Below are 14,866 nucleotides of genomic sequence, written 5' to 3' on the forward strand. Positions count from 1 at the left end.
GCTGGAGTACCACAAGTAAGTGGTATCAAGCAGCTTTTTAGAAGGAGTAACCGACAAGTGAAGGTGACGGTAATGGACAATTATCAATTAATATTAAAACTCAAGCAATGAGACATTCTTTGTTATTTCTTGAACATATAAAGAGATGATTGTATGGATGTTTCATTTGACATTTGAAAAACAATAAACATGAACACATGAAAACAATAGTTATACTTATATCCTTAATTGTATCAAGTTCTATACATGCCCAAGTTATATTAGATACATTGTATGCTAACAATAAGAAAAATGTGGCGCTATTTTTTCCAAAACCTATCCGTCAAGGAATTACAGGGGCTTCTCATTTTGTGTTTACCTATAATCGGGAGACAAAACAGTATTTCGGGTTATTACAAGCGCAGCCTGGGGAAGCAAGTAATTTGTTAATTGTTACTGATGATGGGCAGGTGTACTCATATATTTTAAAATATGCAGAACAGCTACCTAAACTAAATTATTTTATGTCAAAAACAGAAAGTATAGGTACTGAAGTACCGCTTTTAGTGAAGCCAAAACCCAAACAGATAGCATTGGATAGTATGGAGAAAAGTTTGGCATACTATAAATCCTTTAGTAAATACTTACTTAAAACTAACCCCAAAAGATTAGCGTCTAAAAAAAGGAATGGAATTAAACTACAGCTTCAGAAAATGGTTTATCACAAATCTGTAACCTTTTTAGTCATGGAAGTATCCAATACTTCGGGTATTACTTTTGAAACTAACTTTTTAAAAGTTTACAGTGTCAGCGGGAATAAGAAACGAAAAGCTTCCTATCAAAGACTTGAAATGAAACCGATATACATTTGTAACCATCCTTATAGGATATGGAATGGTCAGTTACTTCGATTTGTATATGTACTACCAAAATATGTGCTAGGAGACAAGGAAAAATTATTGGTGGAATTGCAGGAATTGAATGGGGGGAGAAAGGTCAAATTGGAAACTAGACTTTGAAAATTATAGATGGATTAAAAATATTAAACTTCGGCAGTAAAAATAATTTTCTGCCGAATCTTAGATTTTTATTATCTTTGTTAAAACGAATTGTTTTGTCATATACATCTTTACATATAGATAAGTTAAAGGAAGGATTTATTCCTGGTCAAAAAATAACCATTCAGGATATTGTTGATTTCTATGAGCAATTTAATGAACGGATAAAACGATCCACTATAGATTGGAGAATCTATAAGCTGACCCAAAAAAGAATCCTACATAGGTTATCAAGGGGGGTCTATGCGCTTTCAGAGGGTGAAATTCAAGAGTATGTCCCCGAAACCGACAAATCCCTAAAAAAACTATTCAGGAAAATTAATGACCAGTTTCCGTTTGTTAATACTTGTGTATGGTCTACTAAATGGCTCAATGAATTTATGCTTCACCAGCCTGGTCGATTTTACACCATACTGGAGGTGGATAGGGATGTTATGGAATCCGTGTTTTACGCATTGAACGACCAGGACAAAAATGTATTTCTTAACCCTTCAACAGAGATACTGAACCAATATGTGGCCAATGCAAAAGAGCCTGTTATAATAACACACTTGACCACAGAGGCTCCCATACAAGAGGTTAATCAAGTAAGTACAACAACCCTTGAAAAAATGTTGGTTGATATCTATTGCGCCCCTGATTTGTATGCAACTTTTCAGGGTGCAGAACTACAAAGGATATATCAAACTGCTTTTGATAAATACCATATCAATGAGCCGAGAATGTTGCGTTACGCAACGAGAAGAACTAAAAGGTCAGAAATACAAGAGCTAATAAACAAATCAAAACAACGGCAGTAAACTGTGTTAACTGCCGAATCTTAGTACAATGATACACCCGGATTCATTAACAATAAAATGGATAGATGATGTTGCAAGAAAACATAAATCCGATCCTATACTAGTCGAAAAAGTAGTACGGGCACTATACTTGTTGGAACATCTTCAAAATAGTAGGCTTGATTATATATTTAAGGGAGGTACCGCACTCATGCTGTTACTTCCTTCTCCCAAAAGACTATCAATAGATGTGGACGTTATTGTTTCCAATAGACCACAGAAAATCGAGCAAATTTTTAGTGATGTTATTCAAAATTCAGATTTCCTTGAATTTTCGGAAAACGAACGTGAAATAGAATCGGATATAGAAAAGGCTCATTATAAATTCTATTACAAACCGGTTACTAACACTAAAGCAGAGAAAGAATATATTTTGTTGGATATTCTGTACGAGGAAAGCCATTATGAGGACTATACTGCTGAAATTGAAATTGCTTCCATATTTACAAAATCAGAAGGGGAAAATTTAACGGTAACAGTTCCTATACCTGAAGCCATTCTAGGGGACAAACTAACGGCGTTTGCTCCCAACACAACAGGTGTTCCTTATAACAGAGAGAAGGAAGTGGAGATTATTAAACAACTGTTTGATGTTGGTCATCTATTTGATATGGTTGAAGACATGGAAATTGTTTCTACTGTGTTTAATCAATTTGCCAAGACCGAGTTATCGTATCGGGGCATGAAGAATCTAAGCCCGGAAGATGTTTTAAAAGACATATTCGAAACAACAATGGTTATTGCTACTAGGGGCAAAAGCGGTAATGGAAGTTTTGCCGAGCTTCATAAAGGCATTCAGAACATCAAAAATTATATCTTTTCTGAAAACTTTCATATAGAGCGTGCCATGATACCGGCATCAAAGGCTGCTTATATATCAGCCATTCTTCAAACAGGAACAAAAGAAATAGAACGATTTACAGATCCAAGAGAATTAACCGATTGGATTATAGAACAACCTTTCGAAACCCGATTAAATAAACTAAAGAGGTCAAATCCGGAATCATTCTTTTATTGGTTTAAAGCCTATATACTTTTATCAAAGTCTTGAAAAAATGTAAGACATAGGAACACTATTTCTTTCAAAATTATATTATTCAGGAAGCGTTAAAAACATAACGAGAAATACTTTTTCAGGAGAATATTTTTCTTTAAGTTATGGCGCAGATGTTGGTGTAAGCATTGGGGGAAGTTGGTCTTATTCTCCATTAAAAACTGGAGAATTTGTATTAGGTCAAGGCGCAAGTATTGGATACGGTGTGAGTACAGTTTTTGGGCTTGATTTTAATCTAGAATGGGGTACTAGTGTAGTTAGATAAAAAATAAGTATGAAAAAGTTTGCTGTTGTATGTATTATTGCTGCTATCATTTTTGGATTATTAACATTTTTATTCCAAAGGAATTATTTCAATTCTATGGAAGAGTTTACTTCTTCATATGTGATAGATAGTCTTCCAGTTGAGAGAATGTATAACAATAGAGGGGATCTTATAATTAATGATACATTGTTAGTTTACCCTTATGCTAGATTAAAGGATAGTCAACCTAATTGGTTGTATAAAAGAGTTACACCTATAATAAAAGGAAAAGAATATAACCCAACAATACTATTACATGATGTTAAAGTACCTTTTATTATTATGAAAAAAATAAAAAATCCTTTTTTTTACGTCATAAAAAATGGGGATACAATTAAATTTAAATTAGATATTTAAATAAAAGAAATTTTAAGATCAGTTTTAAAGTCTGCTCCATAAAGTTTTTTGGCACAGCAAAATAAGTAAATTATTATTTGTAGATAATCTTCATATATCATTAGGAATGCTAATAAGTATTATAATAGTAATAGATTAAAAGGAAATTTTCAAGAAAAAACTTAAAAGGACGTTTCAGGGAGTTCTGAGTTAGCATCATTTAAAAAAAAATGAGTTGTATTAGAATATTTCTTATCGGAGCAAGCAATAATAGGGGATTGGTTAAAGGAATAACTAATGGATTTAAAGCTATCAGCAGAGGAGATTCATTTTGGAGAGGCGCAAATAAGGGATTGACTTCGTCCAATGTGAATGGACCTAATGCAAACACGTTAAACAAAGGTGTAAGTCCGACGACAACCGTTGAAGGTGTTAGTGATGAACTACTGCAGTGGGATCCGCAGACAAAAGTTTGGTACAATCCGTCTACTGGAATAAATAAGACCGCAACGTTCAGTATAATGATAAAAAGTACGGATTGGAATAGAAGTTTGCTAGAAGGAGCAAAGACTCTTTCAAGAACAGGAGGATATATTAGCACTGCTGGATATGCGCTAACATTGACTGTTGTAGGGGCTGAAATTGGAATACCATTATCAATAGTAGGGAATGGAGTATCTACTATTGGAGGAGTTGGTGAAGTAATGTTGTCTACTAATTTCTCAGAATTTGGTCAAGGGGGTGGATTTATGTTTGCGCAAGAGGTTGGAGAAATAGGAATCGAAATGTTGCCTCACGTAACTGAATTTCAAGAAGAATTATTAAGACAAACATGGCGGAATATGCTTTATCAATCACAACAGGGATTAAATAATAGATGATAATGGATTTATTAGAAATAGGAAAAGGAGTTTTACTCCTTCTTGGAGGCGTTTTGTTTTTTATGTTTAGACGCCCTTTGAGCAAAAATAACCCTTCTCATGACATTACAAGTGCTAAAGGGTTTGTTGGGGGAGTTGTTATCATTTTATGTGGATGTGGAATCATTTATAATGAATTAGCCAGGAGTTTTGGATGGGCTTTATTATTTGTAGATAAGTAGCATTTTTTATAAAACATTTACTACCACACGAATCTTTTCGTGTGGTATGTAATGCTCTGTAAGGCACGAACAATGTTATTAATATAGAAGATAGCAGCAGTATTTATCTCTGTTGAAAATATAATTGGAACAAATTGTTCTTTAATAAAGTTTTACCTTTGTTATAGATTGAAAGTTAGATTGCCACAAAGTAAATCAAATCAAAAGGTTAACAGTTCGGTTAATTGATTTTGTAAGAAGTATAAAGAACCTTGAAGGTATTAGAATTTTCGTAGAAAGGTTTGAATCCTGGCGAGGTCACAAAATAAAAGCTCTGTATGAAAATACTGAGCTTTTTGTTTTTAAGTACTTTTCCATATAATCTTTACGGATTATTAAAGCTTTAACCGTTATGGTTATGTACTAAATAATCCGTTACTTTATGTAGATACTAGTGAAGAATCCATAGTTGCAGCAGTACTTATAGGAGCTGCCATTAGTGTGATTTTTAACGGTATTAATAATTTAATAAATGGAGTAGGGATATTCTTTGAAAGTAAGTTTAGGACATTTTTTAACTCAACTATATTTGTAAAGTTAAACTGTGTTTTTAAAATATATATATATCTATAATCAAAGAGTTTTTAAATTAGATGAAGTTTGGATTCAATTTTCAAAGCAGTAAAATTATTGGAGCTCATTATATTCAGATTACAAATTCTTTTACCATTTTTATGGTGGCTCTTTCTACCAATGGATTTTCAAGTTTTTTAAAACGAAACCCGTATTTACAGTACAAATTTAAGGCCTGTACTAATTTATGATTGGTATAGAGAACTAAACTATCCAAATTTAGTTCTTCAGCTTTTCTCAATGCTTTTTCCATTAGTAATTGCCCAATCCTTAATCCTTGAAAACCTTGCTTAACTCCCATTTTAGTGAGGGTATACTCTTTGTCTGAAATTCTCTCCAATGCAACCGAGCCTACAATTTCATTTTCTATAGCAGCCAAGAAAATAAATCCATTTTTATTGAGGATTTCTTTTCTAGGGTTATCAAAAAAGGGTTTGTCATAACTAGTAACTTCAAAAAATTGAGTAAGCCATTGGTAATTTATAGCTCTGAAGGCTTCCTTGTGAGAATCGTTATAAGGAATTATTTGTACGTTCGTTTGCTTTTGTTTCATTTTAAAATAGTATGTTGATACAGCTTGGTAATAGTCTATTATATTAGTTAATCTTCAATTGCATTGTTGCTAAATAATTTTTTTTGTCAACTTTTTTAAGTGTAAAATCAAGATGTTCAAAAAAGTTTTTTTGATGAATTTTACAGGTGGTTAGAATCAGTTTTTTTTCAGGGAGATACTGAGTAATATGTTGAATTAGTTTTCTTGCTACACCTTGATTTCTATATTGCTCTAATACTGCAATTGTATCTATTTCAATGTCGTAATTTGTACTGTAAATGGCTATAAACCCAGCTGGTAAACCATTAACGCTAGCAAGGAAATACATTAGTTTACTTTCGGTAATATCTTGATTACTCTCTTCGTTATACTGTTCCCAAAGTACATCTTGTTTTATAGCCTTAGCTAAATTTAAAGCATATATATTATTGCAAACTTCAATGGTAATAGAACTCTTTTTGGATTGTTCAAAAATATGAAATGCCTTTTCATTGAGTCTTTCCAAAAGGGGTTTTTCTTCAAGTCGCTTCTCAACTTCATTTAAAGCTATAAACAGGTTATGTGGATTCGCTGTTACTTCAGAAAGGGTACTAGCAATACTATCCCAATAAGGTTTTAAGTTGCTAACCATTTCTCTTCCTTTAGGGCTGAGCATAAGGTTACGCTTTCGTTCATCTTTACTATCTTTTACAGAGGAAATAAGACCATTTTTTTCAATATCCTTTAATAATCCGATGGCTGCAGGATGACTTAACCCAATTTCCTTAGCTAATTCGGTTACACTTAATTGGTTGACTATGGAGAGTACATATATTGGCGGAAACCATTTGGTTTCAAACTTTATGTCGTGTGCCTGATAAAATAAATTACCAGCATCTCTTAGCGTATCTAATACATTTTGAAGCTTTGCTGCTATGGCTAATATTCCTGCTTTCTCTATTGTATTCATAGTATTCTTTTATAGATTTACAATGATTTTTCCTACCGTATGACCGCTTGCTATTTGAGTATGAGCCTTCTCTATAGCTTCAAAATTAAATACTTTTGAAATGTGTGGTTTGAGATTTCCTTGTTGTAAATAACCCGCAATTACATTGATGTCATTCTCATTAGACTGCACTGTAAATTTCATTCCTTCAATTCCATTTCTGGATGCCTTTTCCGTTACAGAATTATTCATTCCAGAAGGAATGGAAATAAGGATGCCTCCTTTTTTTATTAGCGGAATAGAACGATCTATGTTTTGTCCACCTATAGTATCCAAAACAATATCATAGTCTTTCTGTTCTTTTTCTAACGCATCAGTCTTGTAATCTAAATGTTTATTAGCGCCTAGACTTAATACAAATTTTCTGTTTTCTATGGAAGAAGTTCCCGCTACATAGGCACCTATGTGTTTTGCAATCTGAATGGCAAAATGTCCTACGCCTCCCGAGGCAGCGTGGATTAAAATTTTATGATGACTTTTCAATTTAGCTAGATATACCAAAGCCTGATAAGCTGTTAAAGCAGCTAAACTTGTTGCAGCAGCTTCAAAGTGGGAAATTTCCTCAGGCTTTTTTGCCAAATTATTAGCGGAACATGCTACAAATTCTGCATAAGTTTTACCATGCCCAGGAAAGTTTACTAACCCAAAAACCTCGTCACCTTCATTAAACTTTTCTGAACAGGTTTTTTTTACAATTCCCGAAAGTTCCCAGCCGAGAATAATAGGATCTTCATTTTGAAGCATAGTGTAAACTCCTTTTCCATTTCTTGTTTTTAAATCTATGGGGTTTATACCTATAGCTTTGGTCTCAACAAGCACTTCCCCTTCTCTTATGGATGGAAGTGGAAGTTCAGTATATTTAAGCTGGTTTACATTTCCTTTTTTTGATAATATAATCGCTTTCATAACTTTTTTACTTTTATAATATTTCTAAAATTAACAAAGAGCTATCAATTTAAGGTTAGAGGTGTTTTTGTTTTAATCTTTTAAATATTTTGAAACTTAAAAATTTAGCAAAGTTTTTTTAATACCTCTATCCAGCAATTCATAAACTTATCCCTTTTATTGTTGGATAAAAGCTCAATGGAAAGAAACGGATTCAAATCCTCTAATTCAACCAATAGGAGAGAACCATCTTTCATTCTACAGGCATCAACTCTAGTAATTCCTGTTTTAATATTATTCCACTCTATAAATTGTTTGGCAAAATCCAAATCTTCAGTGGTTGCATTGTATTCTTGTAGGTCCCAACGCTTTTCCTTTTGTGGTGCGTATAATGCATATTGGAATTTGTCATCTAAATAATAAAAGGATACTTCATATTCAAAATCTAGGAAAGGCTGTATTAGTTTTTCTTCGGGGTTTGTCTGTAGCAGTTCTTCTTTGGTCAAGATTTCCATTCCTATAGAGTCAGCACCGTTCTTTATCTTTACAATGTATTTTTCTGGGTTTCCTAAGGCATCAATATCCGAAATATGTTCCACGGTTGGAATAACGGGGTATTCGGTATCCATCAAATCTAATAAATATTGTTTTCCTTTAATGTCGGCCTTGCCATCAAAGGAATTAAAAATATTGATATTTTCATTCTTTACAATAGCAACAAATCTATTAAAGTATTCCTGATAACCGATTACAGCTCCAGTATTTCTAAAAACAACAAGGTCAGCCTTACTCAATAAAGCTATTGCTTGTTGAGGGTTTCCTATTAAGATATTGAAGTGCTCCTTTAATTTTGAGGTAATAAATAAATCTTCCTGATAGTAATTTCTTCCATTTGCCTTAAAATACAAATCGGTTAAATATAATATTGTTTTCATAGCTAAAATTATTTACGTGCAAATTTACGTAATATTTTACATAAATGTAAAAATATTTTAAAAAATGCTAGATACCAACTTTTAATTATCTAAAGAAGCAAATAAGAAGTTTTGAAAACTTGAGTAGGTGAGTAGGTAAATGCTAGCGTAGAGTTAATACATAAGAAGTAAATATTTAGCTATACCTATTGGAATACTTTAAAGGTTACTACATTTTTCAAATTTCATGTTTTAGCTAGTTTATTAAGTAAAACAAGATAATATAGTATGAGGATTAGCTAATATATAGATATTTAACATTTTTTTTAGTTATAATTTTACAAGTGTAATAAAGACACTAAATATATATGAAGTGCTTTACTTCAAATATATAGCTAATCCAAAACTAAATTCTAACTAGAAAAACATGTATTATGGAACAAACTAACTTCCCTCATAGGGTAAAAGCTGGAATAAATTTTGGTATTCCAAAACTGCTTTTTACACTATTTTTTCTTTTAACCTCATTTGTTTCGTTGGCGCAACAACAAATTAATGGAATTGTAAGAGATGAACAAGGAATACCAATTGCCGGAGCTTCTGTGGCAGAAAAAAATACCTCAAATGGTGTTGTGACTAATTTTGATGGTGAATTCGAAATGTCGGTTGCATCTTCAAATGCAGCGATTGTAATTTCTTACATAGGTTTTACAAATTCAGAAGTAAAAGTAGGAACAGAAACTACTTTTGATATTACACTTAAAGAGAACCTTCAAGAACTAGATGAAGTAGTAGTAATAGGTTATGGAACTCAAAAGAAAGCAGATGTAACCAGTGCTGTGGCCACCGTAAAGTCGGAAGACTTTGTACAGGGTAATGTAAAAGATGCTGCACAACTTATACAAGGAAAAGTTGCAGGTTTAACAGTATCTGCCCCTTCTGGAGATCCTACACAGAGCTCCCAAATAAAATTAAGAGGAACTTCCTCCTTAAGCGGGGGTACAAATCCATTGGTATTGGTAGATGGAGTGCCGGGGAGCTTAGGTACTGTAGCGCCAGAGGATATTGAGTCGATAGACGTTTTAAAAGATGGTTCTGCTACAGCAATATATGGAACTCGTGGAACTAATGGAGTTATTATTATTACTACCAAAAAAGGAAATTATAATGCAAAGCCTTCTATAGAATACAATGGATATTCTTCTTTGTCTACCATTGCAAGACAAATGGACTTTTTGGATGCAGGAGAATTACGACAAAAATATGCTGAAGGATATACTTTTGTTGGCGCAAACTTACAAGATTTTGGTCACGATACCGATTGGCTGGACGAGATTACTAGAGACGCCGTAAGTCAAGTTCATAACTTAATTTTTAGAGGTGGAAATGATGCTATTAATATTACAGCATCTATTAACTATAGAGATTTAGAAGGAATTTTCGATAAGTCGGAGACCGAAAAATATACGGGTCGTATTAGTGTAAACCATGCAATGTTTGATAATAAATTGAAAACAAATGTTGCCATGATTGCGAGTGAGCAGGTCTACAACGCTCTTGGAGATGGTACCAGTTTTGATCCGTACATATATAGACAGGCCATTATACGTAACCCTACCGAGCCCGTTTATGATGATAATGGTAATTGGTTTGAAAGAGATGTTTATTTCTATGATAATCCTGTTGGTTATATTCAAGAAACAATAGGGGAGAATCGTTATAGAAATGTTCGTTTTGATTTTAGTATGAGTTATGATTTTAATGATAATTTTACGTTGAAAGGATTGTATACACGAAAAGGAAATTCAAACATTCGTGGATTCTACCAAACTAAAAATCATGTGTCGACTGTAAAATATGGTCAAGATGGTTTTGCTTCCAGAGGGACAGACGATTATAGAGGAAATTATGGACAATTAACCCTCGATTATAAACAAACTTTTGGAAAACATACCGTTACAGGTTTAGCGGGTTATAATTATGAAGATAATGTAAACGAAGGCTTTTGGGCAACCAACAGACGTTTCCCAACAGATGGTTTTTCTTATAATAATATTGGTTCTGGGCAAGGTCTACAGCTTGGAGAAGCAGGCATGAGTAGTTATAAAAACTCAGATAAATTAATAGCCTTTTTTGGAAGGGTAACTTATAATTATGACGACCGTTATTTGTTGTTAGCAAGTATCCGTCATGAAGGTTCTTCTCGATTTGGAGAAGACAATAAATGGGGTAATTTCCCAGGGATCTCCGCTGGATGGCGTATAGATCAAGAAGAGTTTATGGAAAATGTTGACTGGATTGATAACTTAAAGCTTCGTGCAGGTTATGGTATTACTGGAATTAATGCAGGTTCAAATTACCAATCGCTTAGTGGATTAACTTATGGCGACTACTTTTTAAACAATGGAGAGTGGATTAGAGAATTAGTGCCTTCTAGAAATGCAAATCCAAATTTACGCTGGGAAAAGAAGAAAGAGTTAAACTTTGGATTGGATTTTGGAGTTTTAGACAATCGTATTAGTGGTTCTGTAGATTATTATCAAAGAAGAACAGAAGGAGCATTGTTTGATTATAGCGTACCAACACCTCCTTATTTTTATGGAACTATAGCAGCAAATGTGGCGGAACTTGAAAATTCAGGGTTGGAATTTTTACTGAATGTAACTCCATTTGAAACAGAAAACTTTACATGGACTGCTAATTTAACGTATTCTACAAATACCAATAAAGTAGTTTCTTTATCTAATGATGAATTCCAGTTGACTAATGATTTTTTTGATCAAGGATATACTGGAGAACCAATCCAAATAGAAACACATCGAGTAAAAGAAGGGGAACCTATTGGGAATTTCTTTGGGCTTAAAAGTGTAGATATTACAGATGATGGGGTTTTTCTTATAGAAACTCCAGACGGAAGAATTATTCCTGCTACAGAAGCTACTACCGAGGATAGACAAATTCTTGGAAATGGTTTGCCAACCGCTTATTATAGTTGGAATAACACAGTAAGGTATAAAAACTGGGATTTTAACATGAATTTACGTGGAGCGCTTGATTATCAAATACTTAATTTTTCAAGAATGTTTTATGAGAACCCTACAGTAAATTACAATGTGCTAGATTCTGCATTTGATGAGGTGTATGGAAAAGCAGTTTTAAACGATGTACAGCGTTATGTAAGTTATTATGTTGAAGATGGAGATTTCTTAAAAATTGATAATGTTACTTTAGGATATACTTTACCTAAAGATGCTTTAAAATTTACAGACAGTTTCCGAATCTATTTTTCGGGATTAAACTTAGCAACTTTTACTAGTTATAAGGGGATTGATCCTGAGGTTAATAGAGACGGACTTGCACCTGGAAATGATGAAAGGGATAAATATCCATCTACCAGAACATTTACACTAGGAATTAATTTCACATTATAAAATTTTAAACGATGAATAATAGAAAAATAAATTATATGACTTCATTTATGATAAAATTTTGGATGTTCGCATTAGTAGCAGGTTTTACTTTTGTAGGATGTACAAATCTTGATGAAGAGGTTTTTTCAGAGGTAACAGAAGATTCTTTTGTTCCTGCAGAAACAGATATTGTGGCTGTAATGGCTTCAGCATACACTCCTTTAAGATATATTATGGGGTGGCAGGGTTATTTTGATGTGCAGGAAGAGCCTGCAGATATGTTTGTAACTCCTACAAGACCAAACGGTTGGGATGATGGAGGAACTTATAAGAGAATGCATTTTCATAAATGGGATAATACGCAGTACCAGCCTAGAAATTCTTGGATAACGTGTTTTAACGGTATCAATAGTGCAAACAGAGTGATTCTACAAATTGAATCTGGAGGATTACCAGTTTCTGAAGAACAAGCTGCTAATATTGTTGCCGAAATGAGAGCTTTAAGAGCCTTGTATTATTCAATGTTAATAGATACCCACGGAAATGTGCCTATTATAGCAAGCTATAGTGATGAATTACCAGTGCAGAGTAGCCGAGAAGAAGTTTACAATTTTATAGTTTCCGAATTAACTGAGGTGATTCCTTCACTATCTGAAACCGTAGATCAGTCAACTTATGGACGGATGACAAAATGGGCTGCATACCATGTGTTGGCAGAGGTATATCTAAATGCCGAAGTATATACAGGAACGCCGCAATGGGATAAATGTATTGCTGCTTGTAATGAAATTATAAATAGTAAAAAATATAGCCTTTCTGCTAATTACCGAGATATTTTTAGTGCTCAAAATGAAGGAAATCCTGAAATGGTTTTTGCAGTTCCTTATGATCAAATTTATGCTGCAGAATGGAATGCGCATATGAAAATGTTATTGCCAGATCATAGATTGGTGTTTGATATGGAATCACAGCCTTGGGGAGGTTCAAGTTGTAATCCGCAATTTATAGATAGCTACGAAGCAACAGATAAACGTTTATCCGATACTTGGTTAATGGGAGACCAATTAAATGCTAAAGATGGGAGTGTTGTAATGACTTTAGTAAAAGAGATGCCAAGTATTTACGACTGTACTTTTACTGAAGGATTTCGTTGTGCAAAATATGAAATTGAACCAGGAGCTACTGGAGCGTTGAATAACGATTTTCCTTTCTTAAGATATACAGAAGTTTTAATGATGAAAGCTGAAAGTTTATTAAGAACTGGTCAAAGTGGAGTTGCAGCTCAAATTGTAACCGAGGTGCGTATGCGTTCTTTTGACAATCCAGCAGATGCTACTGTAACTGGTGCAGAATTGGAAGCAGATACCACTGTAGAATATGGAACACTAGCAGAAGATGGAAGTATTGATGCTCCTGGAGATCAATCTCCTGTTAAATATGGTCGCTTTTTAGATGAATTGGGCTGGGAATTTGCTGCGGAAGCTCATAGAAGAACCGATTTAATTCGCTTTGGAGTTTTTCAAACCAAAAACTGGTATAATCATACTCCACAAGGAGATCATACCATTATATTTCCTATTGGATTAGAAGAACTAAATACCAATACAAACTTAAAACAAAATCCTGGCTATTAGTCTTCATATTAGATTTAGTTAGTTTATTTTTACACCAAAGGAAAAGGCGGATGATTTTATCATTCGCCTTTTTTAATCCCTCATTGAGGGTTTAATTCCCCAGAGCTTGTCCTGAGTTTATCGAAGGGCTCTGCATCGAAATGGATTTAATTTGTTTCCTCTGAATACCTCGTAGGCTTGCCTCGAGGTAGTTGATTTCCTCGTAAACTTATCAAGTTTATTTATTGAGCTCTATATTGAGATGGCGTAGTGCCTTTAAGCTCTTTAAATTTTCTGTTGAAATTTGTAATATTTTGAAAACCACATAATTCAGAAATGGTTGTAATAGACATTTCTTTGTTTCTATAAAGTAATTTACAGGCATTTTCAATACGTATTTCTATTAAGAATTGAAAAAAAGTTTTATTGGTACGCTTTTTAAAATACCTACAAAATGCATTTTTAGTCATATTAGCAATATTTGCTACCTCCTCTAAAGTTATCTGATTGTGGTAATTTTCCATAGCATGTTCAAATACAGCTCTCATACGTTTTCCTTCATCATCTGTATAATTTTTCTCATATACAAAAGAAGAAAGAGGCGTGTATTCAGTTTCAATAATCTGATTTATAATTTTCAGTAATGAAGCAATACGTTGTATTTTATTTTGATTTTGGAGTTTATTAAAAACTCTAATGATTTTATTATGATTTTTAGAAATTTTCATACCATATTCTGCAGGTCTAAAAAAATCTTTGGTAGCTTCCATGTCGCTTATTTGAAAAAAGTTATTTCCAAAAGCATGCTTTGTAAAAAATAAAGTATACATAATAGATTCTGGAGCTGCCTCAACATCACTCTTAAAAACGTGGGGGATGTTTCCACCTATAACCAAAATATCATTTTTATTATAGGTGTTTATGGAGTCTCCAACAATTAAAGAACCGCTTCCTTTTTTAATAAAACTTATCTGAATTTCTTCATGTTGATGGAGTTGATCGTAAAAATAAACTTCATGATCTTCTTGATATACCAGTGCTTCTTGTTCTGGTTTAGGTATTTTAAAGGGGAGTACTTTCATAATAATATAACTAATTAAACAATATTAGTCATAATAACGTATAAATATACTATTTAGGGTAATATAATACTACAATTAGCTAATTTTTACTTATAATAGTTATGGTGTTCTTGTGGTTTCCTTTATTTCTTAATACC

The 14,866-nt window shown here is 33.1% G+C and carries 14 protein-coding genes; 9 read left to right on the forward strand and 5 right to left on the reverse strand.

Going from position 1 to position 14,866, the window contains the following annotated elements; all coding sequences use genetic code 11:
* The 7 genes from traM to AC13CQ_RS02940 form a co-directional block, all read left to right on the forward strand.
* The coding region (gene traM, locus AC13CQ_RS02910) for a conjugative transposon protein TraM (RefSeq protein WP_482882579.1) at positions 1-111 on the forward strand (111 nt) is incomplete at its 5' end.
* A gap of 86 nt (positions 112-197) precedes the next feature.
* A complete protein-coding gene (locus AC13CQ_RS02915) occupies positions 198-998 on the forward strand; it encodes a DUF4138 domain-containing protein (protein ID WP_482882699.1) in 801 nt (266 codons plus the stop codon).
* Entirely contained in the window at positions 995-1,837 is an 843-nt protein-coding gene (locus AC13CQ_RS02920) for a DUF6577 family protein (RefSeq protein WP_474506932.1), read from the forward strand. The genes AC13CQ_RS02915 and AC13CQ_RS02920 overlap by 4 nt, the downstream gene beginning before the upstream one ends.
* A gap of 28 nt (positions 1,838-1,865) precedes the next feature.
* Positions 1,866-2,927 carry a nucleotidyl transferase AbiEii/AbiGii toxin family protein gene (locus tag AC13CQ_RS02925; RefSeq protein ID WP_474506931.1) on the forward strand — a complete coding sequence of 354 codons (1,062 nt, stop codon included), beginning with the start codon at positions 1,866-1,868 and terminating at the stop codon, positions 2,925-2,927.
* A 277-nt stretch (positions 2,928-3,204) separates the two neighbouring features.
* Positions 3,205-3,591, forward strand: a complete 387-nt coding sequence (locus AC13CQ_RS02930; RefSeq protein WP_474506930.1) for a hypothetical protein — start codon at positions 3,205-3,207, stop codon at positions 3,589-3,591.
* 209 nt (positions 3,592-3,800) lie between these two features.
* Entirely contained in the window at positions 3,801-4,451 is a 651-nt protein-coding gene (locus tag AC13CQ_RS02935) for a hypothetical protein (RefSeq protein WP_474506929.1), read from the forward strand.
* A gap of 2 nt (positions 4,452-4,453) precedes the next feature.
* On the forward strand, positions 4,454-4,672 hold the full coding sequence (locus AC13CQ_RS02940) for a hypothetical protein (RefSeq protein WP_474506928.1): 219 nt from the start codon (positions 4,454-4,456) through the stop codon (positions 4,670-4,672).
* Positions 4,673-5,357: 685 nt separating this feature from the next.
* Here the strand turns inward: AC13CQ_RS02940 and AC13CQ_RS02945 are convergent.
* The 4 genes from AC13CQ_RS02945 to AC13CQ_RS02960 all read right to left on the reverse strand — a co-directional run bounded on the left by AC13CQ_RS02945 (position 5,358) and on the right by AC13CQ_RS02960 (position 8,645).
* The gene (locus tag AC13CQ_RS02945; RefSeq protein ID WP_337899884.1) at positions 5,358-5,837 is read right to left on the reverse strand and encodes a GNAT family N-acetyltransferase; all 480 of its coding nucleotides are present in this window, start codon (positions 5,835-5,837) and stop codon (positions 5,358-5,360) included.
* Positions 5,838-5,880: 43 nt separating this feature from the next.
* Positions 5,881-6,786, reverse strand: a complete 906-nt coding sequence (locus tag AC13CQ_RS02950) for a bifunctional helix-turn-helix transcriptional regulator/GNAT family N-acetyltransferase (RefSeq protein ID WP_337899883.1) — start codon at positions 6,784-6,786, stop codon at positions 5,881-5,883.
* Positions 6,787-6,795: 9 nt separating this feature from the next.
* Entirely contained in the window at positions 6,796-7,731 is a 936-nt protein-coding gene (locus tag AC13CQ_RS02955; RefSeq protein ID WP_337899882.1) for an NADP-dependent oxidoreductase, read from the reverse strand.
* A gap of 104 nt (positions 7,732-7,835) precedes the next feature.
* Positions 7,836-8,645, reverse strand: coding sequence for a hypothetical protein (locus AC13CQ_RS02960; protein WP_337899880.1), 810 nt, complete (start codon positions 8,643-8,645; stop codon positions 7,836-7,838).
* A 413-nt stretch (positions 8,646-9,058) separates the two neighbouring features.
* Between AC13CQ_RS02960 and AC13CQ_RS02965 the strand changes: the two genes are divergently transcribed.
* Both AC13CQ_RS02965 and AC13CQ_RS02970 read left to right on the forward strand, forming a co-directional pair.
* Positions 9,059-12,055 (forward strand): SusC/RagA family TonB-linked outer membrane protein, encoded by a 2,997-nt coding sequence (locus tag AC13CQ_RS02965; protein ID WP_337899879.1) that lies wholly within the window; start codon positions 9,059-9,061, stop codon positions 12,053-12,055.
* A gap of 11 nt (positions 12,056-12,066) precedes the next feature.
* The gene (locus AC13CQ_RS02970) at positions 12,067-13,668 is read left to right on the forward strand and encodes a RagB/SusD family nutrient uptake outer membrane protein (protein WP_337899878.1); all 1,602 of its coding nucleotides are present in this window, start codon (positions 12,067-12,069) and stop codon (positions 13,666-13,668) included.
* 221 nt (positions 13,669-13,889) lie between these two features.
* Here the strand turns inward: AC13CQ_RS02970 and AC13CQ_RS02975 are convergent, their stop codons facing one another.
* On the reverse strand, positions 13,890-14,729 hold the full coding sequence (locus tag AC13CQ_RS02975) for an AraC family transcriptional regulator (RefSeq protein WP_337899877.1): 840 nt from the start codon (positions 14,727-14,729) through the stop codon (positions 13,890-13,892).
* Positions 14,730-14,866 lie beyond the last annotated feature (137 nt).

The sequence above is a fragment of the Galbibacter sp. L-19 genome, assembly GCF_056857615.1.